28 protein-coding genes are annotated in these 26,532 nt (G+C 73.0%); 12 read left to right on the top strand and 16 right to left on the bottom strand.

Going from position 1 to position 26,532, the window contains the following annotated elements; all coding sequences use genetic code 11:
- The first annotated feature begins 62 nt into the window (after positions 1–62).
- The gene (locus ACIBCT_RS23130; RefSeq protein ID WP_399191684.1) at positions 63–1,058 is read left to right on the top strand and encodes a helix-turn-helix transcriptional regulator; all 996 of its coding nucleotides are present in this window, start codon (positions 63–65) and stop codon (positions 1,056–1,058) included.
- A gap of 252 nt (positions 1,059–1,310) precedes the next feature.
- Positions 1,311–1,628, top strand: a complete 318-nt coding sequence (locus ACIBCT_RS23125) for a hypothetical protein (protein ID WP_399191682.1) — start codon at positions 1,311–1,313, stop codon at positions 1,626–1,628.
- A gap of 118 nt (positions 1,629–1,746) precedes the next feature.
- On the opposite strand, the gene ACIBCT_RS23120 is transcribed toward ACIBCT_RS23125, so the two are convergent.
- Entirely contained in the window at positions 1,747–2,703 is a 957-nt protein-coding gene (locus tag ACIBCT_RS23120) for a TerC family protein (protein ID WP_399191680.1), read from the bottom strand.
- Positions 2,704–2,998: 295 nt separating this feature from the next.
- Between ACIBCT_RS23120 and ACIBCT_RS23115 the strand changes: the two genes are divergently transcribed.
- Positions 2,999–3,322: a helix-turn-helix transcriptional regulator gene (locus ACIBCT_RS23115; RefSeq protein WP_399191678.1), complete on the top strand. Its 324-nt coding sequence runs from the start codon at positions 2,999–3,001 to the stop codon at positions 3,320–3,322.
- 172 nt (positions 3,323–3,494) lie between these two features.
- Positions 3,495–4,124, top strand: a complete 630-nt coding sequence (locus tag ACIBCT_RS23110) for a TetR/AcrR family transcriptional regulator (protein ID WP_399191676.1) — start codon at positions 3,495–3,497, stop codon at positions 4,122–4,124.
- A 100-nt stretch (positions 4,125–4,224) separates the two neighbouring features.
- On the opposite strand, the gene ACIBCT_RS23105 is transcribed toward ACIBCT_RS23110, so the two are convergent.
- From ACIBCT_RS23105 to paaA, 6 genes are read right to left on the bottom strand one after another with little or no spacing between them, the layout of a single operon-like run.
- On the bottom strand, positions 4,225–5,073 hold the full coding sequence (locus ACIBCT_RS23105; protein ID WP_399191845.1) for a 3-hydroxyacyl-CoA dehydrogenase family protein: 849 nt from the start codon (positions 5,071–5,073) through the stop codon (positions 4,225–4,227).
- Positions 5,074–5,123: 50 nt separating this feature from the next.
- Positions 5,124–6,221 (bottom strand): 1,2-phenylacetyl-CoA epoxidase subunit PaaE, encoded by a 1,098-nt coding sequence (paaE, locus tag ACIBCT_RS23100; protein ID WP_399191843.1) that lies wholly within the window; start codon positions 6,219–6,221, stop codon positions 5,124–5,126.
- The gene (gene paaD / locus ACIBCT_RS23095) at positions 6,218–6,787 is read right to left on the bottom strand and encodes a 1,2-phenylacetyl-CoA epoxidase subunit PaaD (protein WP_399191674.1); all 570 of its coding nucleotides are present in this window, start codon (positions 6,785–6,787) and stop codon (positions 6,218–6,220) included. The genes paaE and paaD overlap by 4 nt, the downstream gene beginning before the upstream one ends.
- Positions 6,784–7,701 (bottom strand): 1,2-phenylacetyl-CoA epoxidase subunit PaaC, encoded by a 918-nt coding sequence (gene paaC, locus ACIBCT_RS23090; RefSeq protein ID WP_399191672.1) that lies wholly within the window; start codon positions 7,699–7,701, stop codon positions 6,784–6,786. The genes paaD and paaC overlap by 4 nt, the downstream gene beginning before the upstream one ends.
- A 22-nt stretch (positions 7,702–7,723) precedes the next feature.
- Positions 7,724–8,017: a 1,2-phenylacetyl-CoA epoxidase subunit PaaB gene (paaB, locus tag ACIBCT_RS23085; RefSeq protein WP_399191670.1), complete on the bottom strand. Its 294-nt coding sequence runs from the start codon at positions 8,015–8,017 to the stop codon at positions 7,724–7,726.
- Positions 8,014–8,976 (bottom strand): 1,2-phenylacetyl-CoA epoxidase subunit PaaA, encoded by a 963-nt coding sequence (gene paaA / locus ACIBCT_RS23080; protein WP_399191668.1) that lies wholly within the window; start codon positions 8,974–8,976, stop codon positions 8,014–8,016. Before paaA ends, paaB begins: the two co-directional genes overlap by 4 nt.
- Before the next feature lie 106 nt (positions 8,977–9,082).
- Between paaA and paaZ the strand changes: the two genes are divergently transcribed.
- Positions 9,083–11,137 (top strand): phenylacetic acid degradation bifunctional protein PaaZ, encoded by a 2,055-nt coding sequence (gene paaZ, locus ACIBCT_RS23075; protein ID WP_399191666.1) that lies wholly within the window; start codon positions 9,083–9,085, stop codon positions 11,135–11,137.
- A 33-nt stretch (positions 11,138–11,170) separates the two neighbouring features.
- Here the strand turns inward: paaZ and ACIBCT_RS23070 are convergent, their stop codons facing one another.
- The 7 genes from ACIBCT_RS23070 to ACIBCT_RS23040 form a co-directional block, all read right to left on the bottom strand.
- Positions 11,171–11,932, bottom strand: coding sequence for an ABC transporter permease (locus ACIBCT_RS23070; RefSeq protein WP_399191664.1), 762 nt, complete (start codon positions 11,930–11,932; stop codon positions 11,171–11,173).
- Positions 11,929–12,792: an ABC transporter ATP-binding protein gene (locus ACIBCT_RS23065; protein WP_399191662.1), complete on the bottom strand. Its 864-nt coding sequence runs from the start codon at positions 12,790–12,792 to the stop codon at positions 11,929–11,931. Before ACIBCT_RS23065 ends, ACIBCT_RS23070 begins: the two co-directional genes overlap by 4 nt.
- Positions 12,789–13,223 (bottom strand): DUF1048 domain-containing protein, encoded by a 435-nt coding sequence (locus ACIBCT_RS23060; protein WP_399191660.1) that lies wholly within the window; start codon positions 13,221–13,223, stop codon positions 12,789–12,791. The genes ACIBCT_RS23065 and ACIBCT_RS23060 overlap by 4 nt, the downstream gene beginning before the upstream one ends.
- A 412-nt stretch (positions 13,224–13,635) precedes the next feature.
- A complete protein-coding gene (locus ACIBCT_RS23055; RefSeq protein ID WP_399191658.1) occupies positions 13,636–14,877 on the bottom strand; it encodes an ABC transporter permease in 1,242 nt (413 codons plus the stop codon).
- A complete protein-coding gene (locus ACIBCT_RS23050) occupies positions 14,874–15,560 on the bottom strand; it encodes an ABC transporter ATP-binding protein (RefSeq protein ID WP_399191656.1) in 687 nt (228 codons plus the stop codon). The genes ACIBCT_RS23055 and ACIBCT_RS23050 overlap by 4 nt, the downstream gene beginning before the upstream one ends.
- Complete coding sequence (locus tag ACIBCT_RS23045) at positions 15,557–16,678, bottom strand: peptidoglycan-binding protein (RefSeq protein ID WP_399191654.1); 1,122 nt, start codon at positions 16,676–16,678, stop codon at positions 15,557–15,559. Before ACIBCT_RS23045 ends, ACIBCT_RS23050 begins: the two co-directional genes overlap by 4 nt.
- Positions 16,675–17,166: a hypothetical protein gene (locus tag ACIBCT_RS23040; RefSeq protein WP_399191652.1), complete on the bottom strand. Its 492-nt coding sequence runs from the start codon at positions 17,164–17,166 to the stop codon at positions 16,675–16,677. Before ACIBCT_RS23040 ends, ACIBCT_RS23045 begins: the two co-directional genes overlap by 4 nt.
- A 140-nt stretch (positions 17,167–17,306) precedes the next feature.
- Here ACIBCT_RS23040 and ACIBCT_RS23035 point away from each other — a divergent pair, with 140 nt between their 5' ends.
- From ACIBCT_RS23035 to ACIBCT_RS23010, 6 genes are all read left to right on the top strand, one after another.
- Complete coding sequence (locus tag ACIBCT_RS23035) at positions 17,307–18,710, top strand: sensor histidine kinase (protein WP_399191650.1); 1,404 nt, start codon at positions 17,307–17,309, stop codon at positions 18,708–18,710.
- A gap of 155 nt (positions 18,711–18,865) precedes the next feature.
- Positions 18,866–19,567, top strand: coding sequence for a response regulator (locus tag ACIBCT_RS23030; RefSeq protein ID WP_399191841.1), 702 nt, complete (start codon positions 18,866–18,868; stop codon positions 19,565–19,567).
- 142 nt (positions 19,568–19,709) lie between these two features.
- Positions 19,710–20,666: a D-alanine--D-alanine ligase family protein gene (locus ACIBCT_RS23025; protein ID WP_399191647.1), complete on the top strand. Its 957-nt coding sequence runs from the start codon at positions 19,710–19,712 to the stop codon at positions 20,664–20,666.
- A complete protein-coding gene (gene murF / locus ACIBCT_RS23020; protein WP_399191645.1) occupies positions 20,663–22,042 on the top strand; it encodes a UDP-N-acetylmuramoyl-tripeptide--D-alanyl-D-alanine ligase in 1,380 nt (459 codons plus the stop codon). Before ACIBCT_RS23025 ends, murF begins: the two co-directional genes overlap by 4 nt.
- A gap of 236 nt (positions 22,043–22,278) precedes the next feature.
- Entirely contained in the window at positions 22,279–22,971 is a 693-nt protein-coding gene (locus tag ACIBCT_RS23015; RefSeq protein ID WP_399191643.1) for an aspartate/glutamate racemase family protein, read from the top strand.
- 102 nt (positions 22,972–23,073) lie between these two features.
- Positions 23,074–23,928: a class I SAM-dependent methyltransferase gene (locus ACIBCT_RS23010; protein WP_399191641.1), complete on the top strand. Its 855-nt coding sequence runs from the start codon at positions 23,074–23,076 to the stop codon at positions 23,926–23,928.
- A gap of 244 nt (positions 23,929–24,172) precedes the next feature.
- Here ACIBCT_RS23010 and ACIBCT_RS23005 read toward each other — a convergent pair whose 3' ends face one another.
- Positions 24,173–24,844, bottom strand: a complete 672-nt coding sequence (locus ACIBCT_RS23005) for a DUF4097 family beta strand repeat-containing protein (protein ID WP_399191639.1) — start codon at positions 24,842–24,844, stop codon at positions 24,173–24,175.
- A gap of 222 nt (positions 24,845–25,066) precedes the next feature.
- Here ACIBCT_RS23005 and ACIBCT_RS23000 point away from each other — a divergent pair, with 222 nt between their 5' ends.
- Positions 25,067–25,801: a helix-turn-helix domain-containing protein gene (locus ACIBCT_RS23000; protein WP_399191637.1), complete on the top strand. Its 735-nt coding sequence runs from the start codon at positions 25,067–25,069 to the stop codon at positions 25,799–25,801.
- Between the two features lie 117 nt (positions 25,802–25,918).
- On the opposite strand, the gene ACIBCT_RS22995 is transcribed toward ACIBCT_RS23000, so the two are convergent.
- Positions 25,919–26,266 carry a YciI family protein gene (locus ACIBCT_RS22995; protein WP_399191635.1) on the bottom strand — a complete coding sequence of 116 codons (348 nt, stop codon included), beginning with the start codon at positions 26,264–26,266 and terminating at the stop codon, positions 25,919–25,921.
- Positions 26,267–26,532 lie beyond the last annotated feature (266 nt).

Raw genomic sequence — 26,532 nt, 5'->3', positions numbered from 1 at the left:
GTCGGTAAGCCTCTCGGTGAATCACGACATCCTGTGTCGTGTATCGGGGGCATACTTTTCGTGTGCGCGCCGACCGGTTGGTCTCGCTGGTACTGCTGCTGCGGCAGCACGGCCGGCTGTCCGCGACCGCGCTGGCCCGCGAGCTGGAGGTGTCCACCCGCACCGTGCTGCGTGACATCGAGGCGCTGTCCGCGGCCGGTGTCCCGGTCTACGCCGAGCGCGGCCGGCACGGTGGGTTCGCGTTGCTGCCGGGTTTCCGGACCGAGCTGACCGGGCTGAACCGTGACGAGGCCCTTGCCCTGCTGGTCGCCGGATCGCGGCGTGGCGCACAGGCGTTCGGCCTCGGCTCGGCGCTGGCCTCGGCGATGCTGAAGGTGGTCGACGCGCTGCCCGAGAGCTATCGGGACACCGCGGCCGGTGCGGCGGAGCGACTGCTCATCGACCCGGAGACCGACCTTCTCTCGCGCCGGCTGGTGGCCGAGGAGGTGCCCGACGCCGTCGTGGCCGAGGTGCTGCGCGCGGTGTTCGCCGGTCGCAGGCTGCGCATCCACTACGAGGCCGTGGGCCAGAGCCCGAGGTGGCGCACGGTGGACCCGATCGGCCTGGTCACCGTACGTGATCAGGGTTACCTGCTGGCCACGAGGTCCGGTGCGGACCGCACCTACCGGCTGTCCCGCATCCTGGCCGCCGAGGAACTCGCCGAGCCTGCGCAGCGGCCGGACCGGGTCGATCTGGACCGCGCCTGGCAGGAACGCAGCAGGCGGTTCCGGACCGGTGGCGACGATCAGGTCACCGTGCTGGTCCGGATGGACCCGGCGCGGCGGGAGGATCTGGTGGGCACCGCGCTGGCCGTTCTGGCCGAGGAGACCGAGTCGGACGGCCGGCTGCGGCTGGAGGTGACCTTCCAGGATGCGAGGCACGCCGAGTGGGCGCTGTGGCGGCTCACCACGAGCGCGGAGGCCCTGGCCCCGCAGTGGTTGCGTGACTCCCTGCGCGACCGTGCGGCCGCGATCGCCGCCTGCTACGAGGCTCCCCCCGGGAACGGGACCCGGCGTTGAGCGTTTCCGTGCGGCTTTCGGACCATGGGCCGGGTTCCGCCGTCCGGATCACGCCGGGGACCGGCGGTGGGACCGGTGGCCGGACCGGCGTGGCCGGCGCCCCGTATGCGGTCTTGATCGGTTCCGCCGGGGCGACTAGCCTGAGCGCCGGACCGGCGGAAGGCGGGGCGAGATGATCGCGTCACGCGGGAGGAACACCGGTCACGACGAGCCGCCCGACCACGCCGCGATGGAGTTCGGAACCGAGTGACGATGAGCGCGGAAGAGGATTTCGAGCAGGTCGGCGCCGAGCTGGCCGACCTGGGTGTACGGATCTCCGGGATGATGGGGAGCCCCGCCCTCAAGGATCGGGAGGGGAAGGTGTTCGCGAGCCTGCAGCGTGACGGCGCGATGGTGTTCCGGCTGGTCAGGGACACCCCCGAACACGCGGCCGCGCTCCGGCTGGCCGGGGCGTCCCTGTTCGACCCCTCGGGGAAGGGCAGGGAGATGAAGGACTGGGTGGTCGTGCCCCATTCCTCGGCGGGGACGTGGACGGATCTCGCCGAGGCCGCTCTCAGCCGGCCCCGCTAGTCCGGGAAGGTCGCCGCGACGGGCACGGGCGCTGCGGGGGAGGGTGCCGACGTGGAGGCGGGTGGCCCCGGCCCCATGGGCGCAGGTGTCGTCATGGGGGAGGGGGCCCTGTCCTCTCTCACGCCGGGGCGTCGGCGTCGTGGGTGGTGCGGGTGGTGCGGGTGGTTCGGGTGGTGTGCAGGCTCCATGCGATCGACACGGTGATGGTCACCACGATCACGCCCAGCGTCACCGGGATGGGCAGTTTCCCGACGGGGGTCTCGGACAGGATGAGCTTGACGCCGGCGAAGGCCAGCAGCACGGCGAGGCCGTAGTGCAGGTGCACGAAGCGGCGCAGCAGTTCGGCCAGGCAGAAGTACAGGCTGCGCAGGCCCAGGATGGCGAACGCGTTGGCGGTCCAGACGATGAACGTGCTGGTGGTGATGGCCAGGATCGCGGCGACGGAGTCGACGGCGAAGATCAGATCGGTGGCCTCGACGGCGATCAGGACGACGAACAGCAGGGTGGCGACGCGCCTGCCGTCGACACGGGCGAAGAAGGCGTCACCGTGGTAGTTCGCGTCGGTGGGGATGACGCGGCGGACCAGGCGTACCACGGGGTTGCGGTCGGGCGGGGTCTGCTCGCCGTGGCGGAAGGCCATGGTGTAGCCGGTGTAGATGAGGAACGCGCCGAGGAGGTACGCGGTCCAGAAGAAGGTCTCCAGCAGTTCCGCGCCGAGGAAGATGAACGCCAGCCGGAACGCCAGCGCTCCGATCACGCCCCAGAACAGCACCTTGTGCTGCACCGCCGCCGGTACGGCGAAGTGGGAGAAGATCAGCGCGAAGACGAAGACGTTGTCGATCGACAGCGCCTTCTCGATCAGGTATCCGGCGAAGTAGGTGCCGGCCACGTCGCCGCCCTGCCAGGCCCACAGGATCACGCCGAACAGCAGTCCCGCGGCGATCCAGACACCGGACCAGACGGCGCCCTCGCGGAAGCCGATGACGTGGTTGTCGCGGTGCAGGAACAGGTCGATCGCGAGCATCGCGGCGATCGCCAGCATCAGCGTCGCCCAGACCCACCAGGAAACGGACAACGGGAGCCCTTTCGACCGGCCGGGCCTCGCGCGGAGGCCGGCGCTGCTGGTCGAAGGTCTCCCCGGGCCACCGCGGTGGGTGGCTGCGTCGCCGGGATCCGGATCTGCCGGGTCCGTAATGACGGCGGCGCGTCGAACGTCGGGTACTCCCCCTCGAACTACGATTGAGTATTCACGAAGCACTTTTCGTGTGTCAAGAGTGGGGACAGGGGAATCACGATGCTGCTTTCGTGTCTTCGTGTGCGTACATTGGGGGGTGACCTGCCCCCGGCCCGACCGTACGGATGGTGATCAGATGTCTTCGACGGCTCAGGCCGGAGCGGCTCGCGGGACCAAGGAGTGGACGTTCCTGACCAATCACGCCCACGTGCTGCTGGCCATCGCCCGGGAGCCGACCGCCCGGCTGCGTGACGTCGCCGACGCCGTCGGCATCACCGAACGCGCCGCGCAGGCCATCGTCGCCGACCTTGAGGCCGCCGGTTACCTGCGCCGCGAACGCGTCGGGCGGCGCAACGAGTACACCGTCAACCCGGCCGGGCACTTCCGTCATCCCGCCGAGGCCGACCGGCGCATCGGTGACCTGCTCGCCCTGTTCACCGACTCCCGGGTCACCGGATGACGGCCGGACCGGCCGGGAGGGAGCGTCCGCGTCACAGCGGCCGGCGGGGGAGGGGCTCCTCGAATTCACGGACCGGGCGGATTCCGCCGGCCGGTCCGCGCCGGGGGTCTCTCCCGGACCGGGCGGACGGTCCCTGGACGGCCGCCGGAGCCGCCCGTGAGATGCTGCATCGGTGACGACGACCGGCCCCGCCGCCTCCACCCCGGCCCGCCGGCGTGGCCGTCCCGGCCACGACCAGGCGGCGATCCTGCGCACCGCGGTGGAGCTGTTCAACCGCAAGGGGTACGACGCCACGAGCATGGGGGACCTGGCCAAGGAGCTCGGCCTGACGAAACCGGCCATCTACCACCACGTCACGAGCAAGGAGCAGCTGCTCGGCGAGGCCCTGGACGACGCGCTCGACGAGCTGACGGCCGTCGTGGACGAGGCCACGCGGGATCGGGCCGGGACGACCGCCTACGCACGGTTACGCGAGGTGACGCGGCGCAGCGTCGAGGTGCTCGTGGCGCACCAGCCGTCCGTCACGCTCCTGCTGCGGGTACGGGGCAACAGCGAGGTCGAGCTGGCCGCGCTGGAACGGCGTCGCTGGCTGGACGACCGTCTCGCCGAGCTCGTCGCGGCGGCCGTCGCGGAGGGTGCCCTGCGTGGCGACGTCCCCCCGGCGCTGGTGAGCCGGCTGCTGTTCGGCATGGTGAACTCGCTGGTCGAGTGGTACCGCGCGGACGGGATGTTCGATCCGGTGACGATCGCCGAGGTGATCAGCCTCATCGCCTTCGACGGCCTGGCCCGGCACGAGGCCTGAGACCCCGCGCGACCGGCCGCGCCGACCGGACCGGCCGGTTCCGTGCGCTCTCCTGCGCCGCGTGGATCGGCTACGCCGTGCGGTCTCCCGTGCCACGGTCTCACCAGGTGAAGAAGCCCCGGCCGGTCTTGCGCCCGAGGTGCCCGGCGGCGACGAGGTCGCGCAGGATCCGGGGCGGCTCGAAACGGGGCCCGAGCTCGCGTGCCAGGTGCTCGGCGATCGCGAGCCGCACGTCGAGCCCCACCACGTCGGTGGTCCGGAGCGGCCCCATCGGATGGCGGTAGCCGAGGACCATCACCGCGTCGATGTCGGCCGCGCTCGCCACCCCCTCCTCCAGCATCCGCATCGCCTCCAGGGCCAGGCAGACCCCGAGACGGCTGCTCGCGAAGCCCGGGGAGTCCGACACGGTGACCGCCGTCTTGCCGAGCGCGGCCACCCAGCCCCGGGCCCGCGCGACCAGCTCGGGCGCGGTACGGGATCCGACGACGATCTCGACGAGGTCGCTCACCGGGACGGGGTTGAAGAAGTGCAGCCCGATGAAGCGATCGGGCGCGGCCAGGCCGGCGGCGAGCCCGTCGATCGACAGGCTGCTGGTGTTCGAGGCGAGCACGGCCTCGGGGGCGTGCTGGCCGGCCGTGGCGAGGACCGCGGCCTTGAGCGCCATGTCCTCGGGGACCGCCTCGACGACGAGCTCGCAACCGGCCAGTTCGGCCGGGTCGGCGGTCGTCCGCAGCCGCGCCATGGCGTCGGCGGGCGAGGTGGCGAGGGTGTTCCTCGCGTGGGACCTGGCCAGGCCGTCGCCCACCCGGGTCCTGGCCGCGTCCGCCGCCTCCCGGTCGTTCTCGACGATGACGACCCGGCTGCCGGAGGCCAGGAAGGCGTGCGCGATCCCGGACCCCATCCGTCCGCCGCCGAGGATCCCGACCGTCTCCGGCCGGTCGTCGTTCATCACGAAGCGCTCCTGTCGTCGGGAGTGGGGAGGACGTCGAAGGGGGCGACTCAGGCGTCGTAGTCGACGGTGACGCTGTCGCCGGTCGGGAACGTCTGGCAGGTGAGGACGAACCCGGCGTCGACCTCGGACCGGTCGAGGGCGTAGTTGCGGCGCATGTCGACCGTGCCCTCGCGGACGACGGCGCGGCAGGTCCCGCAGACGCCGCCCTTGCAGGCGAACGGCAGGTCGGAGCGTGCCGCCTGGGCGCCGTCGAGGATCGTCGTCTCCCGGGAGACGGTCGAGGTGGTGCGCCGGCCGTCGAGCACCGTCGTCAGCTCGCTCGTCGCGCCGGGCGGGATCTCGTTCCCGGCCCGGCGGGGGGACGGCGGCGGGGCGTCGGCGTAGAACAGCTCGACGTGGACGCGATCGGCCGGGACGCCGAGCTCGGTGAGCACCGGCCGCGCCTCCTCGATCATCGCCAGCGGCCCGCACAGCCAGACGTGGTCGAACACCTCGACGGGGACGAGGGTGGTCAGGAGGCGGCGCAGCCGGTCGCCGTCGAGCCGGCCGGAGAACAGCTCGACGTCGCGCGGTTCGCGCGAGAGCGTGTGCACGATCTGGAGCCGGGGACCGTGGCGGTTCTTCAGGTCGCCCAGTTCCTCGGCGAACATGACGGTGGCGCTGGTGCGGTTGCCGTACACGATCGAGACCTGGGCCCGGGGATGGCTGAGCACCGTCGCGGCGACCGACAGCATCGGGGTGATGCCGGAGCCCGCGGCGACGCACAGGTGCCGCTCGCCCGCCCGCGGGTCGGCCCGCCACGAGCCGGTGGGCGGCTGGACCTCGATCCGGGTGCCCGGCGTCACCTCGTGCACGAGCCAGGAGGAGAACAGCCCGCCGGGGATCTCGCGGACGCCGATGCGCGGCGCGGCGCCGGCCGGGGCGCAGATCGAGTAGGAGCGGCGGTGCTCGTGCCCGTCGATGAGGCGCCGCAGGGTGAGCGACTGCCCGGCGTGGAAGGCGTAGGTCTCGCGCAGCTCGTCGGGGACGGCGAAGGTGATCGCGGTGGCGTCCTCGCACAACCGGTCCACCGCCGTGACGGTCAGCGGGTGGAAGGCGGCGGCCCTGGAGCGGGCGGGGCCGGTCGCGAGCGTGGTCATCGTCAGATCTCCTTGACGTGCTCGAACGGTTCGGCGCAGTCGGTGCAGCGGTAGAGGGCCTTGCAGGCGGTGGCGCCGAACTCGGAGGTCGGCCGGGTGGCCGCAGAGCCGCAGCGCGGGCAGGGCGGCGCGGTGCGGGCCGGGCCGAGCGTGAGCGGGACCGGTCCGGCGCGCCGGGGTGCGGGGCCGGGCGCCGACAGCCCGGCGGCCCGCAGCGCGGCGCGGCCGCGTTCGGAGATCCAGTCGCTGGACCAGGGCGGGTCGAGCACGACCCGTACCTCGACGCGGTCGAATCCCGCGTCGCCGAGCCGGTGGACGAGGTCGTCGCGCATGGTCCCCATGGCCGGGCAGCCGGTGTAGGTCGGCGTGATCGAGACGATGACGGCCTGCGCGCCGCTCGCGTCCCGTTCCACCTCGACGCCGCGCAGCACGCCGAGGTCGACGAGGGTGAGCATCGGCATCTCGGGGTCGCGCACCTGACCGGCGACCTCGGCGGCACGCCGCCGGGCCTGCACCGCGTCCGGGTCGCGTGTCCGGCCGGGGGTCTCGGCGGCGCGCCGTCCGGCGTTCACCAGCGCCCGTCCGGGTGTGCGCGGGCGACCACCTGCATCTCGGCGAGCAGCAGGCTCAGGGCCTCGGTGTGCAGGCCGTCGCGGCCCGTCCGCCCTCCGACGCCGGCCAGCGGCGCCCGTTCGGGACGGCCGACGTCACTGAGGGTGAACACCTGGCCGAGGACGGCGTCCACCTCCTCCCGCAGGGACGCGGGGTCCACGCCGACGCCGGCCAGCGCCAGGGAGCGTTCGAGCGGATGCGCGGCGACCAGCTCGGGCTGCAGCGGCCACAGGGCGTCGAGGGCGGAAAGAAGCCTGCGGCGCGACTCCTCCGTGCCCTGCGCCAGGGTGAGGAACCAGCGCCCGGCCCAGTCGCGGTGGTAGGTGACCTCCTTGACCCCCTTGGCCGCCACCGCGGCCAGCACGGTGTCGCGGCTGGCGCGCAGCCGTTCCAGCAGCGCCAGCCGGGCCGTCGAGAACAGCAGCAGGCGGACGACGACGTGCGCGAAGTCACCGTTGGCCACCTCGGCCAGGCGTACGTTGCGGAAGGCACGGTCGTCGCGGAAGAAGGCGAGCGCGTCCTCCGGGGGCACCGGCGAGCCGTCGGGCAGCACGGGCACGACGCGCGGGTCCGCGGCGGCCGCGCGCGCCAGGAGCAGCCGCGCCTGCCCGAGGAGGTCGAGCGCCATGTTCGCCAGCGCGATGTCCTCCTCGAGGTCGGGGGCGCGGCTGCACCACTCCGACAGGCGCTGCGACATGATCAGGGCGTCGTCGCCGAGCATGAGGCAGTACGCGGCCAGCTCGGCGGGGTCCACGCCCTCGGGCGGGGTGGTGTCGACGCCGGCCAGCGGGTCCTCGAAGTCGGTGCCGAAGGCCCACTGGGAGGAGTCGCCGCCGAGCAGGCCGTCGAAGACGCTGCCGTGTTCGTCGTTCATGACCGTTCCGATCGTGTGGTGCTCACATGTGCGGGACGTCGCCGGGGATGTCGTAGAACGTGGGGTGCCGGTAGACCTTGTCGCCGCTGGGCGCGAACAGCGGGTCCTTCTCGTCGGGGCTGGAGGCGGTGATGGTGTCGGAGCGTACGACCCAGATGCTGACGCCCTCGTTGCGGCGCGTGTAGACGTCACGCGCGTGCCGCAGGGCCATCGCGTCGTCCGGGGCGTGCAGTGACCCGACGTGCACGTGGTTGAGGCCGCGCTTGCCGCGGACGAACACCTCGTACAGCGGCCACTCCCGCCGGCCGGCGCTCACCGGGCACCGGCCCGGTCGGTCCGGTCGGCGAAGGCCGACGCCGCCTCGCGCACCCAGGCGCCCTCCTCGTGGGCCGCGCGCCGGTGGGCCATGCGCTGGGTGTTGCACGGGCCGTTCCCGCGGATGACGGCGTCCAGCTCCGCCCAGTCCGGCTCGCCGAAGTCGTGGTGGCCGCGCTCCTCGTTCCAGCGCAGCTCGGGGTCGGGCAGCGTCACGCCGAGCGCCTCGGCCTGCGGCACCGTCATGTCGACGAACCGCTGGCGCAGCTCGTCGTTGGAGTGGCGCTTGACGCCCCAGGCCATCGACCGCGCGCTGTTGGGGGAGCGGTCGTCCGGCGGGCCGAACATCATGAGCGACGGCCACCAGAACCGGTCGACCGACTCCTGGACCATGGCGCGCTGGGCGTCGGTGCCGCGCATCATCGTCATGAGCAGCTCGTATCCCTGCCGCTGGTGGAACGACTCCTCCTTGCAGATGCGGATCATCGCGCGGCCGTACGGGCCGTAGGAGGTGCGGCACAGCGGCACCTGGTTGCAGATGGCGGCGCCGTCGACGAGCCAGCCGATCGTGCCGACGTCGGCGTAGGACAGCGCCGGGTAGTTGAAGATCGAGGAGTACTTCTGCCGGCCGGAGAGCAGCAGCTCGTTCAGCTCGGCGCGGCTGACGCCGAGGGTCTCGCACGCCGAGTACAGGTACAGGCCGTGCCCGGCCTCGTCCTGCACCTTGGCCAGCAGGATGGCCTTACGGCGCAAGGAAGGCGCGCGGCCGATCCAGGCGCCCTCGGGCTGCATGCCGATGATCTCCGAGTGGGCGTGCTGGGCGATCTGGCGGACGAGCGTCCTGCGGTAGTCCTCCGGCATCCAGTCGCGGGGCTCGATGCGGTCGTTGCGGGCGATCGTCGCGTCGAAGGCGGCCTGCAGCCGCTCCTGCAGGTCCGGCTCCGCCGGGGTGGTCGTCATCGTTCCTCCGCGGCCTCGAGTTCATTTACTTATCACTCGGTCAGTAATACCGTTGCACGGGGAGGGGCGTCCGCGCAACAGGTCGCGCCCGCGGAGAGGAGACGGTGTGAGCACGCTGCTGGAGAGCTACGTGGCCGGACGGTGGTTCCGGGCGGCCGACGAGGGGGAGCCCCTGCTCGACGCCTCGACCGGTGAGGAGGTCGCGCGCTTCTCCGGCCGTGGCCTGGACGTCGGCGCGATGATCCGCCACGCCCGGCGGACCGGAGGCCCCGCCCTGCGGTCCCTGACCTTCCACGAGCGGGCCGCTCTGCTCAAAGCGCTGGCAAAGTACCTGTCCGAACGTAAAGAAGAGCTTTACGCGCTGTCGGTGCGCACCGGCGCCACCTCGCGGGACACGGCGGTCGACGTCGACGGCGGCATCGGCACCCTGTTCAGCTACGCGAGCAGGGGCGCGCGCGAGCTGCCCAACGACACCGTCGTCCTCGACGGCGGCCCGGAACGCCTGGGCAGGGGCGGCACCTTCGTCGGCCGGCACCTCTACACCTCCCGGCCGGGCGTCGCGGTGCAGATCAACGCCTTCAACTTCCCCGTCTGGGGCATGCTGGAGAAACTGGCCTCGGCCTTCCTCGCCGGGCTGCCCTCGATCGTCAAGCCCGCAGGCCAGGCCGCCTACCTCGCCGAACGCGCCGTCCGGCAGATCATCGAGTCGCAGATCCTGCCCGAGGGCACGCTGCAGCTCCTCGCCGGCGGCCCGGGCGGGCTGCTCGACGAGCTGACCGTCCAGGACAGCGTCGCCTTCACCGGCTCCGCGCACACCGCGGGCATCCTGCGCAGGCACCCGAACGTCCTGGACGGCGGCGTCGTCCTGGGCGTCGAGGCCGACTCGCTCAACTGCTCGATCCTCGGGCCCGACGTGGGCCCGGACGATCCGGAGTTCGACCTGTTCGTCAAGGGCGTCGTCACCGAGATGACCGTCAAGGCCGGGCAGAAGTGCACCGCCATCCGCCGCGTGCTGGTGCCCGAGCCGATGGCCGGCGCCGTGGTCGAGGCGCTCGCCGCTCGCCTGGCGAAGGTCACCGTCGGCGACCCGCGCAACCCGCAGGTGCGGATGGGCGCGCTGGTGAGCCTCGGCCAGCGCGACGAGGTGCGCAAGGCGGTCGAGGCGCTGCGGGCGAGCGCCGAGGTGGTCTTCGGCGCCCCCGGCGGCACGGCCCCGATCGACGGCGACGCCGAGCGCGGCGCCTTCATGAGCCCGCTCCTGCTGCGCGCGCGGCCCGGTGCCGGCGAGCCGCACGAGGTGGAACCGTTCGGCCCGGTGAGCACCGTGCTCACCTACGACGGCGTCGAGGAGGCGGTCGATCTCGCCGCCCGCGGCAGGGGCAGCCTCGTCGCCTCCGTCGTCACCCACGACCCGCAGGTGGCGCGGGCGATCGTGCTCGGGCTGGCGCCGTGGCACGGCCGGGTCCTCGTCCTGGACAGGGACGACGCCGGGGAGTCCACCGGGCACGGCTCGCCGCTGCCCGTCCTGGTGCACGGCGGTCCCGGCCGGGCCGGTGGCGGGGAGGAGCTCGGCGGGATCCGCGGGGTGCTGCGCCACATGCAGCGCACCGCCGTCCAGGCCTCCCCGGACCTGCTCACCGCGGTCACCGGGCAGTGGACGACGGGGGCGAAGCGCCTGACCTCCGACGTCCACCCGTTCCGCAGGTCGCTGGCCGAGCTGCGGATCGGTGACACGATCGCCTCCGGGACGCGGACGGTGACGCTGGAGGACATCGGCCACTTCGCCGAGTTCACCGGGGACGTCTTCTACGCGCACACCGACGCCGAGGCCGCCGCGCGCAACCCGCTGTTCGGCGGCATCGTCGCTCACGGGTACCTGGTCGTGTCCCTGGCGGCCGGGCTCTTCGTCGATCCCGCGCCCGGCCCGGTCCTGGCCAACTTCGGTGTCGACGCGCTGCGCTTCCTCACCCCGGTCAAGGCCGGTGACACCATCGGCGTGACCCTGACCGTCAAGCAGATCACCCCCCGTGGCGGCGCCGACTACGGCGAGGTCCGCTGGGACGCCGTGGTGACCAACCAGGAGGACCGGACCGTCGCCACCTACGACGTGCTCACCCTGGTGGCCAAGACCTGGCCGTCGGCGTCGGTGCCGGAGACCTGAGACGAGCCGCGCCACCGCCCGGGACCCGCGGCCCTACGCGGTCCTGCGGCGGTAGGCGTTCATCGCGAGGAGGTACGCGACGACGAGGATGCCGGCGCACCAGGCCAGGGCGGTCCAGATGTCGGTGCCGACCGGCTGCTCGGTGTACAGGGCGCGGATGGCGTTGACGATGGAGGTCACCGGCTGGTGCTCGGCGAAGGCGCGCACCGGGCCGGGCATGGTGGCGGTGGGCACGAAGGCCGAGCTGACGAACGGCAGGAAGATGAGCGGGTAGGAGAACGCGCTCGCGCCTTCCATGGTCTTGGCCGACAGGCCGGCGATGACGGCCAGCCAGGTCAGCGCCAGGGTGAACAGGACCAGGATGCCGATGACCGCGAGCCAGGCCGCCACCCCGGCCCCCGAGCGGAAGCCCATGAGCAGGGCGGCGAGCACGACGACCGCGAGCGAGATCAGGTTGGCGGCCAGCGAGGTCAGCACGTGCGCCCACAGCACCGACGACCGCGCGATCGGCATGGACTGGAAGCGCTCGAAGATGCCGCTCTGCATGTCCGTGAAGAGCCGGAACGCGGTGTAGGCGATGCCTGAGGCGACCGTGATGAGCAGGATGCCGGGAAGCAGGTAGTTCACATAGGAGGCCGTTCCCGTCTCGATCGCGCCGCCGAACACGTAGACGAACAGCAGCAGCATCATGATCGGTGTGATCGCGGTCGTGACGATGGTGTCCACGCTGCGCGTGACGTGGCGCAGGGACCGTCCCAGCAGGACGGCGGTGTCGCCGAGGAGATGCGTGCTCACGGGTGTTCCTTACTCGTGCGTGCCGGCGCGGTGGTCGTCGCCGGGGTGGTGTTCGTGCCGCTGCCGCCGTCGCTGCCGCTGCCGCTGCCGCTGCCGCCGTCGCCGTCGCCGACGAGCGAGAGGAAGACCTCCTCCAGGGTCGGCTGCTTCTCGACGTACTCGACCGTGGCGGGCGGCAGCAGCCGCTTGAGCTCGGCCAGGGTGCCGTTCACGATGATCCGGCCCTGGTGCAGGATCGCGATCCGGTCGGCGAGGTGTTCGGCCTCGTCCAGGTACTGGGTGGTGAGCAGCACCGTCGTGCCCTGCTCGGCGAGTTCCCTGACGGCCTGCCACACCTCGATGCGCGCCTGGGGGTCGAGCCCGGTCGTCGGCTCGTCGAGGACGATGACCGGCGGATCGCCGATGAGGCTCATCGCGATGTCGAGGCGGCGGCGCATGCCCCCCGAGTACGTCGCGACCCTGCGCCCGCCGGCCTCGGTCAGCGAGAAACGCCTCAGCAGGTCGTCGGCGATCGTGCCCGGATTCCTCAGGTGCCGCAGCCGGGCGACCAGCACGAGGTTCTCGCGCCCGGTGAGGATCTCGTCGACGGCGGCGAACTGGCCGGTGAGGCTGATGGACTCCCGTACCTTCGCGGCCTGCGTGGCCACGTCGAAGCCGTTGACGCCCGCCGTGCCCGCGTCGGCCCTGAGCAGGGTGGCCAGGATCTTCACGACCGTGGTCTTGCCCGCCCCGTTGGAGCCCAGCAGGGCGAAGATGCCGCCCCGCGTCACGGTGAAGTCCACGCCGCGCAGCACCCGCAGGTCCCCGTACGACTTCTCCAGGCCCCGTACGTGGATCGCCTGGGTGTGCTGTGCCGTCATCGGGCGGTCCTTCCTTCTTCTCCGGTGTCCCCGGCGGTTTTTCCGGTGTCCTCGGTGGCGCGTTCGACGGCGGCGGTCAGCCGTTCCCGCTCCCGGCTGATCCACCGCCCCGTCGGGTAGTTCTGGACGAACGCCTCGACGAACCCCACGGGGTCGTCCCCGACGACGTCGCGGATCGGGGTTCCGCTCGCCGCGCTCTGCTCGAACAGGTCGGCGAGGTCCTCGTACATCGACGCCGCCTCGGAGCCGTCCCCGGGCCCGAACTGCATCAGGTAGCGCTCGATCGCCTCGACCGTCGTGCGGTAGTTCTCGGGAAGCCCCTTGACGCGCGCCCTGTACCGCCACCAGCGCTTCTTGTCCTCCAGCGGCCCGGTGACCACCTCCAGGTACTGCCGGTAGCGGCTCTTCGGCTCGTCCGACTCTGTGTTCATGTCTGCCTGCCTTCTTCGCGGAGCTGTCCGAGCCGTCCGGTGAGGGGGCTCCAGGTCCTCCGGAACCCTTCGAGGTGCTCCCGTCCCCGGGTGCCGAGGGGGCACGCCTTGCGCGGCGGCCCCGTACGGGAGGGGATCTTCTCCACCTACTCGGTGTCGCTGACTACCGGTACAAAGTAACACCGACTACCGGTATGCAGCAACACTGAATAGCTGGGGCCGCGGCGCGCGGACACCGTGATCGACGGGCACCTCATGGCGACCACCATCGCCGACCGCCCTGACACCGGGCCGTCGCGGCGCTGACACGACCGCTGACGCGACACCGTGGCGGGCCCGATCCGGTCCTCTCGGCGGACGGCCCCGTTCACGGTGCCGTCCTCCCGTGGCCGGGATCCACCGGCCGTCGCCGTCAGGCCGTGCGCAGCGCGTCGGTGGGGGACAGGCGGGCCGCCCGCATCGCCGGGTACAGTCCCGCCACGGCGCCCACGACGACCGCGGTGACCAGCGCCGCGCCCACCGCCGCCGGGGGGACCAGCGGCTGCCACCCGCGCTGGAGCGCCAGCGCGTACGTCACCGCGGCCCCGATCACCACCCCGCACACGCCACCGGCCACCGCGAGCATCAGCGACTCCACCAGGAACTGCACCGCGACATGGCCGCGCGCGGCGCCCAGTGCCCGGCGCAGCCCGATCTCCGTACGCCGCTCCAGCACGGCGATCACCATGACGTTCGCGATGCCGATCCCGCCCACCAGCAGCGCGACCGCTCCCAGTCCGACGAACAGCGAGGTCCCCGCGTCCGCGACCTCCAGGCGGGCCGACAGCGCGTCGGACGGCCGGCTGACGTCCACCTCGTTCGGACTCTCCGGGTTCGTCGCCCGCCCCAGCAGCCCGGAGACCTCCGTCGTCCGTGTCACGTCGGCCCGCACGTACACCCGGCTGGGCCGTCCCCCGTACCGGAGACCCTGCGCCGCGATCTCCGGGCCGATCAGTGCCGACAGGTCGATCTCCGGCGCCAGCTCGAGCGGCTCCAGGATGCCGATCACCGTGAACCAGCGGTCCTGGACCCACACCCGCGGGGTGCCGGCGAGATCCCGGATCCCCAGCGTCTGCGCGGTGGCGTGGCCCAGCACCGTGGTGGGGTAGGCGCTCGTGGCCCGGCTGAGGTACGTGCCGTGCGCCACCCTCGCGTTCAAGGTGGGCAGCAGCGAGGGATCGGCGACCCGGACCGAGAGCCCGCCGGTCAGCGTGGCCGGGATCCGGTCCGACCGGAACACCTGGACCCCGGGCAGTTCGGCGGTCGGCGCGGCGGACCGCACACCGTCGGTCCTCCTGATCGTCGCCGCGGCCGTCACCGGCAGCGGCACCTCGCGGCCGTTCGCGGACCGCCCGTCGGTCACCGTCAGCAGGTTCGTTCCCAGCCGGTCGATGCGCGCGAGCAGGTCGGCCTGGCTCGACCGGGTGATGCCCAGGACCGACACCACCGCCGCGATGCCGATGGCCACGCCCAGCGTGGACAGAACGGCACGCATGCGCCGCGTGCGCAGCCCCACGGCGGCCACCGGCAGCAGATCCGCGGCGCGCAGCCGGGACGGCGGCGCGGCGCCCGCGGGCGTCCGGGAGGGCCCGGAGGGCTCGTCCGGCCCGATCACGGACGGCTCCCGGAGTCGCGCACGATCCGGCCGTCGCGCATGTCGATACGCCGGCGCATGGCGTCCGCGACGCCGGGGTCGTGGGTGATGGTCACGATCGTGGTCCCGTCGTCGTTCAGCTCGCGCAGCAGGGCGAGGATCTGCGCGCCGGTGGCGGAGTCCAGGTTGCCGGTGGGCTCGTCGGCCAGCAGCAGGCAGGGACGTCCCACCAGGGCCCGGGCGATGGCCACCCGCTGCCGCTCGCCGCCGGAGAGCCGCCGGGCGAGGTGGTGTGCCCGGTGCGCCATGCCGACACGGGCCAGCGAGACGGCGGCCGCGGCCCGGCGCCGGGCGGCCGGTACGCCCCGGTACAGAAGGCCGGTGGCGACGTTGTCCAGCGCGGTGAGCCGGTCGAGCAGGTGGAACTGCTGGAACACGACACCGAGCCGGTGCGCCCGCAGCCCGGACAGCCGCCGATCGGTCATCGGCTCGATCGCCTGGCCGGTGATGCGGATCGACCCGCTGGTCGGGCGGTCCAGCCCGGAGGCCAGGTTCAGCAGGGTCGTCTTGCCGGAACCGGACGGGCCCATGACGGCCACCAGCTCGCCGCCGTGGACAGTGAGGTCGACGCCGCGCAGCGACTCCACCGGCGGCGTGCCGGGATACACCTTGCGGACGGCGCGCAGGTCGAGGACGGGGGTCATGGCGACGGCACCTCGACCCGGTCGCCGGGCCGCAGGGCGCCGGTCACCTCCACCGTGCCGGCGGAGTCGTCGAACAGTCCCGGCTCCACCCCGGTGAGCCGGCCGTCCGCCAGGCGCACCTGGTATCCGCCGCCGGGGCGGGCGAGCAGCGCGGTGACCGGCACCATCAGCACGTCCTCGCGGGTCGCGGTGGTGATGCCCAGCCGTACCGGAGCCTGGTCGAGCGCCGCGCCGTCCCGCGGCGGCCTGACGCCGATGACGACGGTCACCGTCGCCGGTGCCTCACCGCCCTGCGCGGAGTCGTTCCGCGGCGCGGCCGTGGCGACCCGTCCGATCCGCAGCACGGTTCCCCGCAGCGGTTCCGCACCCGTCATGGAGACGTGGACCCTGTCGCGGGCCCGCACCAGCCGCCGGCGGTCGGCGCCGATCCGCGCGGTGATCACCAGTCGCGTCGACGTCGCCCCCAGCACGGGCGTGTCCGGCCTGACGGTGCTCGCCGGCGTGGCGCGCACCTGCCGGACGCGCAGCCTGCCCGGCAGGAACACCACCTCGCCCATGGCCAGCCGGCCGTCGCGACGCCAGAAGGGCAGCCCCCAGGACGCCTGCCAGCGCCGCACCGCCGCGCTCGTCGCCCAGGTGAAGCGCGCGTCGACGACGATGTCCCGGCCGGGATCCATGCCCAGCGCGACGAGGTTGCGTTCGAGCTGCCGGACGTCGGCACCGTCGGTGGTCGCCGGTCCGAGATCCCGGTAGGCCGGTGTCGTGCCGTACAGCAGGCGCACCGGTCGCGCGTCCACCGAGTACAGGCGTTCGCCGCGTGCGACGACGTCACCCGGGGCGGGCAGCGTGGTCAGCACGCCGGGGGCGCCCTGGTGGACGACGGTGTACGAGCCGTCGAAGGTCAGGATGCCGCCGATCCGGATCCGCTCGGTGACGGTGCCGCGGGTGACGGCCGCCGTCGCGGTCCGCACCTGAGGGGACGTGTCGCCGGGAGCCGGGCGGTGGGCGGTGGCGCGCCAGAGGGTGACGGTCGCGGCGCCGGCGACGACCACCACCATCACCGTGATCGCCGCCCGCCTGGACGGGCCGGAACGGCGGGGGAGATCCGTCTGTGTCACGAGACGCTCCAGCTTCGCTCCCAGTGCTTCCGGCACGCCGCCAGGGCCCGCTGAAGCTCCGGGGTCTTGCCGTCCAGCGGGGTGCCGAGAACCGGGAAACTGCCGTCGGGCCTGGGGTCCGGCCAGTCCGGCACGCCGTTCTCGCGCAGGCACCGCGCGAACGTGCGCAGCCGGGGCACGTCGCGCGCGCCGGATCCCTCCCCGCCCGGCCGCCGGGGGATGCGGTCGACGATGCTCCGGCATGCCGCCATGGCGTCGTCCACCGCGTCGGCCGGCTGGTCCTGGGGCATCACCAGGTCGCCGTCGCGGACGGCCGGGTCGGGGAACTCCGGCACCCCGTTGTCCCGTACGCACTTCGAGAGTTCCCTGCCGAGCGCCTGCAGGTCCGTGTCGCTCGTCCGCCCGCCGGGTTCCCCGCCGCCCGGGCCGCACGCGGCCGGGCCGATCAGGAGCGTGACGGTGGCCACGATCCGAAGGAGTCTTGTCATGGGTCCAGGGTCGCGGCCGGGCGGAGGGACGTCGTCGGAGCATGATCCGGTCTCGGCGTCGCGGCCGTACGACCGCAGGGGGAGACGGTGTACGAGCCGGGTCCGATGCCGGGCGAGGGGCGGCTGCCTACGATGGGCGTATGCCCGGCTCCGCCCGTGTCCTCGGCCACGTCCCGCCCGGCCGGTGGGCGGTGGCGCGCGACGCCGGCCTCGTGCTGCCGCTCGTCCTGCTCTCGGCCGCGTCGGCCGCGTCGGCCGTGTGGCCCGGCACCGGTGAGCCCGTCACGCCGTCGGTGTGGTGGTGGTGGGGTGCCACGCTGCTGCTGGTCGCCGCGGTGCCGGCCCGGCGCCTCTGCCCGCTCGTCGCGGTGGTGCTGGCCGCCGTCGGCGGCGTGGCGCACCAGCTGGATCCGTACGTGCCGTTGCAGCCGATCGACCTCGTCGTGCCCTGGGCCCTGTACGGGCTCGTCGCGAGCCCGCGCGGCCGTCGCGGCGGGCGGGCGGCCTTCGGCGTCCTGCTCGTCGTCACGTACGCGGCGAGCCTGTGGGCGGTGTGGCGGCCACCGGTGCGCGGCGGGTGGCTGGCCTTCCCCGGGATGGCCACCAAGGCCGACCTCGTACGGGGCGCCGCGGCCGGGCCAGGTCTCCCCGACGTGCTGGGCGTGGCCGCCGCCAACGCGATCGGGACGGCGATGGTGCTCGCGCTCGCGTACGCGTGGGGGATCGGGGTGCGCGACCGGCAGGAGCGGCTGGAGGTGCTGGGCAGGCACGCCGAGGACCTGCGGCGGGAGCAGCGGCAGCGCGTCGCGCTGGCGACCGCGGCCGAACGTGCCAGGATCGCGCGCGAGATGCACGACGTCCTCGCGCACAGCCTCGCGGTGATCGTGGCGCAGGCCCAGGCCGCGGTGGCCGTGCAGCAGCGCCACCCCGAGCTGAGTGCCGGGGCGATGCGGGAGGTGGTGACCGTCGGCCGCGCGTCGCTGGCCGAGCTGCGCCAGCTGCTCGGCGTGCTGCGCGGCGACGCCGGGGAGGAGCGTGACCACGCCCCCCGGCCCGGGATCGGCGAGCTGCCGGCCCTGGTCGACCGCGTGCGGACGGCCGGGATCCCGGTGCGGTTCGACATGGCGGGCACCCCTCGGGTGCTGCCGGCGCTGCTGGACATGTCGGTCTACCGCATCGTGCAGGAGGCATTGACCAACACCGTGAAACACGCCGGTCCGGGCGCCGGGGCCGTGGTCCGCGTCCGGTTCGGCGACGACGGCGTGGAGGTGGAGGTCACCGACGACGGAGCCGGTCCGGCCGACGGGACGGACGACGGCGAGGGCAACGGGCTGCGCGGCATCGCCGAGCGGGTCCACCTCCTCGGCGGGCACCTGGAGACCGGGCCGGCCGGCGCGCGCGGGTTCCGCGTCCGGGCGCGGCTGCCCGTCGGCGGCCACCCGACCGGCCCGGTGCAGACAGCGAAGACGCCGCTGGAGACAGGGGAGACGGCGGAGACGGTGGAGACGTCGAAGACGGCGGAGCCGGCGGGAGATCGGGCGTGACCGGCTCCGAGGGGACGGCCCCGGGCGTTCGCGGGCGGACGGGCGCCTTCACGGCGACGGGTGGTCCCGGGGCGTCCGGAGGTTCCGCCGGTTCCGCCGCGGGGAGTGGCCCTGGGACGGACGCGGCCGGTGGGACGTCCCCGCGCGTCGTGCGGGTGGTGCTGGTGGACGACCAGGCGCTGCTGCGCACCGCGTTCCGGCTGATCCTCGACCAGGCGGACGACATCGTCGTGGTCGGCGAGGCGGCGGACGGCGACAGCGGTGTCGCCGTGGTGGAACGCACCGGCCCCGACGTCGTGCTGATGGACGTCCGCATGCCCGGCACGGACGGCATCGAGGCCACCCGGCGCATCCGGGCGCTCGACGGCGGCCGTTCCACCGCGGTCCGGCCGAGGATTCTCATCCTCACCACGTTCGACCTCGACGAGTACGTCTACGAGGCCCTGCACGCCGGTGCCAGCGGTTTCCTGCTCAAGGACGCCCTCGCCGAGGACCTGTTGTCCGCCGTCCGGGCCGTCGCCTCCGGCGAGGCGGTCACCGCTCCCAGCGTGACGCGCCGGCTCATCGCCCACTATCTCGACCGCGCCGAGCCGGAGCCGCGGCCCGCGGCCTCTCCCGTGCCCGACCGGCTCGCCGTGCTCACCCGGCGCGAGCGGGAGGTGCTGACCCTCATCGCGCGGGGCCGCACCAACGGTGAGATCGCGGCGGAGCTGCATCTGTCGGCCGGCACCGTACGGACCCACATCGGCCGCATCTTCGCCAAGCTGCAGCTGCGCGACCGGGTTCAGGCGGTCATCCTCGGCTACGAGTGCGGGCTGGTGCCCCCGGCCGACACCAGGGGAGAGCGGCACCGGTGATCCGGCCGGTACGGCCGTGACACGACCATGACACGGCGCTGACGAGGCGGGGACACGGCCGCCCCACAGTGGACGGAGTCGACCGGCGCCCCTTCCCGGAGGGGGCCGGCTGTCTCGTACCACCGAGGAAGGCTGATCGATCGTGACCGAACGCGTGCGCGTGGCCGTGCTGGCGGGCGGGCCGTCCGCGGAGCATGAGGTGTCGCTCCAGTCGGCGCAGGCCGTGCTCAACGCCCTGCCCAGGGATCTGTACGAGCCCGTCGCCGTCATCATCGACCGGCAGGGCAGGTGGCCGGTGGAACTGCGGCGCGATCTGGCGGACGTGGTCTTCCCCGTGCTGCACGGGCCGTTCGGCGAGGACGGCGTCGTCCAGGGTCACCTGGAGACGCTGGGCATCCCGTACGTGGGCTGCGGCGTCATGGCCTCCGCCGTGGCCATGAACAAGGTCGCGATGCGGCGCGCGTTCCTGGCGGAGGACATCCCGATCACCCCGCACGTGTGGTTCACCGAGTACGAGTGGCGCACCACCACCGACCCCTGGGGGCTGGTGAAGTCGCTCGACTGGCCGATGTACGTCAAACCGGCCGGCATGGGCTCCTCCATCGGCATCTCACGTGTCACCTCCATGGAGGAGCTGCGCGCGGGCGTGGAGCTGGCACTGGGTTACGACCGGATGGTCGTCGTCGAGCAGGGCGTGACCGCGCGCGAGCTCGTCTGCGGCGTGCTCGGCGACCATGACACCCCGGACGCCTCGGTGCCCGGCGAGCTCATCGTGCCCGGCGACTGGCTCGACTACGAGGCCAAGTACCTCAGCCCGGCCGAGATCGCCACCATCCCCGCGGCGCTGCCGGAACGGGTGGCCGAGGACGTGCGCGAGCTGACCCTGCGCGCCTTCCGGGCGGTCGGTGGCTACGGCCTGTCCCGCGTCGACTTCCTCTACGAGCAGGACACGGGGCGCCTGTACGTGCTGGAGATCAACACCATGCCCGGCTTCACCTCCCGTTCCGTCTACGCCAGGGCGTGGGCCGCCAGCGGTGTTCCGTACCCGGACCTGCTGCGCCGCCTCGTCGACCTCGCGTTCGCCAGGAGCGGCTCATGATCCCCATGACGCTGGAGAGGATCGCGCGGGTCGTCGGCGCGCGCCTGCACGACGTGCCCGACCCGCGGGCGCAGGTGACGGCGCCCGCGGCGGCCGACTCCCGCGAGGTGGTGCCCGGCGGCCTGTTCGTCGCGACGGCGGGCGCCCGCGCCGACGGACACGACCACGCGGCCGGTGCCGTCGCGGGCGGCGCCGTGGCCGTGCTGGCGTCGAGGCCCGTCGGCGTGCCCGCCCTGGTGGTCGAGGACGTCCGGCTCGCGATCGGCCTGCTGGCCGGGCACCTGCTGGAGCACATCGGCCCGACCGTGATCGGCCTGACCGGCTCCGTGGGCAAGACCACGACCAAGGACCTGCTGGCCCAGGTGCTCGAACGGCACGCCGCGACGGTCGCCACCGACAGGTCGTTCAACAACGAGCTCGGGCTGCCGCTCACCGTGCTGCGTGCCGACGCCGCCACCCGGTACCTGGTGCTGGAGATGGGCGCGGGCCGCAAGGGCGACCTGACGTACCTGACCGGGATCGCACCGCCCCGGGTCGGGCTGGTCCTCAACGTCGGCACCGCCCACGTGGAGCGCATGGGAACCGGACCGGCCGACGTGGCCGAGGCCAAGGGCGAGCTGGTCGAGGCACTCCCGGCGGACGGGTTCGCGCTGCTCAACGCCGACGACCCGTACGTCATGGGCATGGCCGACCGTACCGGGGCCCGGATCCTGTCGTTCGGCCGGTCGGCGCGGGCGCAGGTGCGGGCCGAGGCCGTGCGCACGACCGGCCGCGCGCGACCCGCGTTCGAGCTGGTGACGCCCTCCGGCCGCGCCCCGGTCGAGCTCGACCTCATCGGCGAGCACCAGGTGGGCAACGCCCTGGCCGCGGCCGCCGTCGCCACCGCGCTCGGCCTGGACGTCACCGAGATCGCCGACGGGCTGACCGCGGCACGGCGCCGCTCCGCCGGCCGCCTGGAGATCGTCGAACGGCCCGACGGCGTCACGGTCGTCGACGACGCCTACAACGCCAGCCCCGAATCCATGCGGGCCGGGCTGCGGGCCGTGAAGGCCCTGGCCGGGACCCGCCGTACCGTCGCCGTGCTCGGCGCGATGGGGCAGCAGGCGGAGGCCTCCCGCGCCCGGCACGCGGAGATCGGCCGGCTCGTCGCCGACCTCGGCTTCGACGTGCTGATCGCGGTCGGAGCGGGGGACCCGCTCGCGACGGCGGAGGCGGCGCGGTCCTCGGACCGGGACGTGGCCGTCCACACCGTCCAGGACGTGGCCGACGCCCTCGCGCTGGCCACCGCGCTTCTCGAACCGGGAGACGTGGTGTTCGTCAAGGCCTCCAGCGAGATCGGGCTCGGCGCCTGCGCCCGCGCGCTGGCCCGCGGCTGACCGCCGGCGCGCCCGTCACCGAAGGACCGGGCGGATCGGGCACGTCCACGCCGGCGCACCGCCCGGCCGCACCCAGGCCGCACCAGGCCGCACCAGGCCGCACCAGGCCGCACCAGGCCGCACCGCACTTCCATGCCGGCGCACCACCCGGCCGTACCAGGCCGCACCGCTGGCGGCACCGTCACCGGCACCATCACCGGCACCGTCACCGGCACACGTCATCGAAACGGGGTTCCATGCGCACCATCGGTCTCATCGGCGGGTTGAGCTGGGAATCGACGGTGGTCTACTACCAGATCATCAACCAGCGGGTACGAGAACGGCTCGGCGGCAGCCACTCCGCCAACAGCCTCATCTGGTCGGTCGACTACACGACCGTCGAGGACCTCATCTTCGCCGGCCGCTGGGACGAGGTGAGCACGCTGCTGGCCGACGCCGGCAGGAAACTGGAGGATCTCGGCGCCGAGGTCCTGCTCGTCTGCAGCAACACCTTCAGCCGGGTGAGCGACGACGTGGCGCGGGCCGCGAACGTGCCCGTGCTGCACATCGCCGACGCCGTGGGCGCGGAGGTCCGCGCCAGGGGGATGCGCAGGGTCGGCCTGCTGGGCACCCGCTTCACCATGGAGCAGTCCTTCTACCGGGACCGGCTGGCGGCCCACGGCTTCGACGTGGTCGTCCCCCGGCGCGAGCAGCGGGAACGGGTCCACCGCGTGATCTTCGACGAGCTGGTGCGCGGGGTGCTCCGGGAGTCCTCCAGGGACGCGTACGCCCGGATCATCGCCGAGCTCGCGGCCGACGGGGCCGAAGGCGTCGTCCTCGGCTGCACGGAGATCGAGCTCCTGATCACCGAGAAGGACACCGCCGTCCCGCTGCTGCCGAGCGCCCGGCTGCACGCGGAGGCGGCGGCCGGCTTCGCGCTGGCCGACTGATGCCCCCGGCCGCCTTCCTCTTCCCGATCATTTCTCATGGCGATCAAGTTGATCGGAAGTAATCGCTTTTCACGATGGAGGACGGCTCCTAACGTGGCCCGCATGACAGTGACCGCCGACGCGTCGGCAGGAGCCCGAAGCCCCCGCCCCCTCACCGGGCAGGCCGGCCTGTTCGACTACGACGCCGAGCTGCGCCTGCACAACGAGCTCTTCCGCGCCGCCGCCCGTGTCGGCCCGCGCGACCGTGTGCTCGACATCGGCTGTGGTACGGGGCAGTCCACCCGCGAGGCCGCCCGCGCCGCCGCCACCGGAAGCGTGGTGGGCGTCGACCTCTCCGCACCGATGCTCGAACGGGCCCGCCGGCTCAGTGACGACGAGGGACTGACCAACATCACGTACCGGCGGGCGGACGCCCAGGTCCACCGCTTCCCACCGGCGCACTTCGACCTGTGCATCAGCAGGTTCGGGGCGATGTTCTTCACCGACCCGATCGCCGCGTACACCAACATCGGCCGGGCCCTGCGCCCCGGGGCGCGCCTCGTGCTGCTGGTCTGGCAGGGGCGCGACCGCAACGAATGGGCCTCCGCGATCCGGCGGAGCCTCACCGCGGCGACGGCCGCACCCGCCCCGCCCACCGGGGGGCCGGGCCCGTTCTCGCTCGCCGATCCGGCCGTCACGCGAGGCGTCCTGACGGCGGCGGGCTTCACGCGGATCGGCTTCACCGACGTGCACGAGCCCGTCTTCTACGGCCCGGACACCGCCACCGCCTTCGACAACGTGCTCCGCCTCAGGGAGTACGGGGACCTGCTCGCCGGCCTCGACACCGCGACGGCCGAGCAGGCGCGCACGCGGCTGCGCGCCACCCTCGCCGCCCACGACACCGGCAACGGTGTGTACTTCGACTCGCGTGCCTGGATCGTCACGGCCCGCCGTCACCGGTCACCGCACCCGGCCTGACCCGGACGGCCCTCACGACGGGCCCGGCGGACGTGCGAGCCGGAACCCGGCGCGGTTCCGACGCGGTCCCGGCACGGGGTCCCGGCGCCGGGAGCCGGTGGGCCCTCACCGGCGCCCTTCCCGGCGTGCCCGGCGCCTCGTGAGCCGCGCGGCCGGTTCGACGAGTCCTCGGGTCGTCTTCCGGAGGGCCTCGCCCGGGTCGTCTCGGCCCGGGTGAACGGGCCGGGGCGTCGCACCCGGGGTCTCACAGGCTGCGGGCGGTGATGTCGCCGTGGGAGGTGGTGGCGTGGATGGTCAGGTCGGCGCCGTTGGTGCCGGTGTTGGTGAGGGCGTTGTGGATGCGGCCGTAGGTGGTGCCGGCGTCGAGGGTGGCGGAGGCCCCGCGGGTGGCGCCGATGTGGATGTCGCCGGAGTCGGTGCGCAGGGTGAGGGTGCCGCGGGTGGCCTCGGTGATGTGCAGGTCGCCCTTGTGGGTGCTGATGTGGGCGGGGCCGTTCAGGCGGCCGACGGTGAGGTCGCCGGACTGCAGGGTGAGGCGGGCGGCGGCGGTCTCGTCGAGTTTGGCCGAGCCGTGGGCGCTGTCGAAGGTGACCTCGCCGAGTCGTCCGACGCCTCGCAGTTCGGCGCTGGCGGCCGTGGCCTTGATGTGGGAGCCGGCGGGCAGCTGGACGGTGACCTCGACGGCTCCGGAGGCGCCGAGGAGCTGGTTCTTGGCCTGCGGTGCGGTGATGTGCAGGACGCCGTCGTTGTAGGTGATCTCGGTCTGCTGGGCCGCCTTGACGTCGCGGTTCTTGGTGGTGTTGGCGGGCCGGACCTCGACGGCGGTGTCGGTGCGGTCGGCGGCGATGAGGTGGATGCGGCCGGCGGGGACGTCCAGGACGGCGGTCACGGGGGTGGGGGTGTCGAACTTCTGCATGGTGTCGTCCTTCGGTTCGTTGTTTCTGATGAGGGAAACACTACGTTGCATTTCTGGATACGGCAACATACGAGTTGCGTATGAGAGGTATAACCGCAGTTCAACAACGTGAAAATGTTGCAATGGGTATGCATCTAATGCAATAGCCGTCATCCTGTTCGTTGCAATAGGGGAAGGATGAACGCTATGGTGGGGACACCACGGACCACGAAGGAGACCGCGATGCCGGGAGGCAGACTCACCCAGCAGGACCGCCAGCAGATCGCGCTGGGACTGGCCGACGGTCTGGCCTACGCGGAGATCGCCAGAGGTCTCGACCGTCCGACCTCGACGATCACGCGTGAGGTGATGCGCAACGGCGGCCCCACCGCCTACCGTGCCGACCTGGCCCACCGCGCCACCGAACACCGCAGCCACCGCCGCAGGCGCACCGCCCCCCGGGACCCGGGCGCGTCCCCGGAAGGCCACGGACGCGACAACGAGGCCGTGCGGGAGTACGAGGAGGTGTTCGCCACCGTCTTCATGCAGTCGGGCCTGCCCAAGATGACGGCCCGGGTGCTGAGCAGCCTCTACGCCACCGACACCGGCAGCCTCACCGCCTCCGAGCTCGCCGGGCGCCTCCAGATCAGCCTGGCGTCCGTCTCCAAGGCGATCACGTTCCTCGAGAGCCAGGGCCTCATCCGCCGGGAACGCGACGAACGCCGCCGCGAGCGCTACATCGTCGACGACGACGTCCTGTACCAGTCGACGATGGCCAGTGCCCGCGCCACCGCCCACCTCGGCGAGGTCGCCCGGCAGGGCGTCGGCATCCTCGGTCCCGGCACCCCGGCCGCCGCCCGCCTGGAGAACATCGCCCGCTTCGTCGACTTCGTCTCCGAGAGCATCGCCCGCGCCGCGGACCAGGCCCGCGAGATCCTCCACGCGAAACCCGGGACGACCCCGGACGGCGCCACCTGAGCAGCGAACCCGCCTGACCGTCGACTCACTCCCATCGTCATGCGGAAGGGTGAGGCGTCCCGGTCCGGGAGATTCAAGCGTCCCGGAATCCGAGGGCTCCGGCCGGCCCCGGCCGGGTCAGGAGGGTGACTCCCGGACGGGGCGGATCTCGATGCCCGCTCCCAAGGGGCAGTGACGTGCGATCTCCTCGGCCTCGTCCAGGTCCGCGCATCCTATGAGGTGGTGACCCGCCGGCTCCTGTCTCAGGGGCACGAACGGCCCGTCGGCCACGACCGGTTTCCGCCCCGACGGGCGGAGCGACCTGGCCTCCTTCGCCGGTTCAAGGGCCTCTCCTGAGAACGCGGTGCCCCGTTCCCGCAGGTACCGGGCGAATGCCTCATGCTCGGCCAGTGCCGCTCCCGTCTCTTCCTGCGAGATCGAGTCCCAGTGGTTCCCGGGATCGAACAGCAGCAGCGCGAACTTCATCGTCGTCCTCTTCGTGTTCGACGAGTGAGAAACATATCCCGTCCGACCGGCCGCTCGTTTCCATCGGAGCCGCCGACGCCGGTGCCCCGCACGAGGAAGCCACTCGACGCGCCAATTCGCCGGTTTATCATCATTCGTCCCATTCGACGGCTTTTACGTGTCTTGGCGGCCTTCCGTCGCCTGTCCCTTTTTCAGAACGCGTCACGCCCCTCGGCGACGACCGGGACGGCGAGCCGGTCGGGTCATTACGCCCCCTGTCAGGCGGT

It is taken from the genome of Streptosporangium sp. NPDC050855 (assembly GCF_044456585.1).
Taxonomy (GTDB): Bacteria; Actinomycetota; Actinomycetes; order Streptosporangiales; family Streptosporangiaceae; genus Streptosporangium; species Streptosporangium longisporum.
This window is presented reverse-complemented; position numbering and strand designations above follow the sequence as displayed.

Coding starts and splice junctions, on each gene's coding strand:
- ACIBCT_RS23125 (WP_399191682.1), top strand. CDS start 1,311: ATGAGCGCGGAAGAGGATTTCGAGCAGGTCGGCGCCGAGCTGGCCGAC.
- ACIBCT_RS23115 (WP_399191678.1), top strand. CDS start 2,999: ATGTCTTCGACGGCTCAGGCCGGAGCGGCTCGCGGGACCAAGGAGTGG.
- ACIBCT_RS23105 (WP_399191845.1), bottom strand. CDS start 5,073: ATGAACGACGACCGGCCGGAGACGGTCGGGATCCTCGGCGGCGGACGG.
- paaC (WP_399191672.1), bottom strand. CDS start 7,701: ATGAACGACGAACACGGCAGCGTCTTCGACGGCCTGCTCGGCGGCGAC.
- paaA (WP_399191668.1), bottom strand. CDS start 8,976: ATGACGACCACCCCGGCGGAGCCGGACCTGCAGGAGCGGCTGCAGGCC.
- ACIBCT_RS23065 (WP_399191662.1), bottom strand. CDS start 12,792: ATGACGGCACAGCACACCCAGGCGATCCACGTACGGGGCCTGGAGAAG.
- ACIBCT_RS23060 (WP_399191660.1), bottom strand. CDS start 13,223: ATGAACACAGAGTCGGACGAGCCGAAGAGCCGCTACCGGCAGTACCTG.
- ACIBCT_RS23050 (WP_399191656.1), bottom strand. CDS start 15,560: ATGACCCCCGTCCTCGACCTGCGCGCCGTCCGCAAGGTGTATCCCGGC.
- ACIBCT_RS23040 (WP_399191652.1), bottom strand. CDS start 17,166: ATGACAAGACTCCTTCGGATCGTGGCCACCGTCACGCTCCTGATCGGC.
- ACIBCT_RS23035 (WP_399191650.1), top strand. CDS start 17,307: ATGCCCGGCTCCGCCCGTGTCCTCGGCCACGTCCCGCCCGGCCGGTGG.
- murF (WP_399191645.1), top strand. CDS start 20,663: ATGATCCCCATGACGCTGGAGAGGATCGCGCGGGTCGTCGGCGCGCGC.
- ACIBCT_RS23015 (WP_399191643.1), top strand. CDS start 22,279: ATGCGCACCATCGGTCTCATCGGCGGGTTGAGCTGGGAATCGACGGTG.
- ACIBCT_RS23010 (WP_399191641.1), top strand. CDS start 23,074: ATGACAGTGACCGCCGACGCGTCGGCAGGAGCCCGAAGCCCCCGCCCC.
- ACIBCT_RS23005 (WP_399191639.1), bottom strand. CDS start 24,844: ATGCAGAAGTTCGACACCCCCACCCCCGTGACCGCCGTCCTGGACGTC.
- ACIBCT_RS23000 (WP_399191637.1), top strand. CDS start 25,067: ATGCCGGGAGGCAGACTCACCCAGCAGGACCGCCAGCAGATCGCGCTG.
- ACIBCT_RS22995 (WP_399191635.1), bottom strand. CDS start 26,266: ATGAAGTTCGCGCTGCTGCTGTTCGATCCCGGGAACCACTGGGACTCG.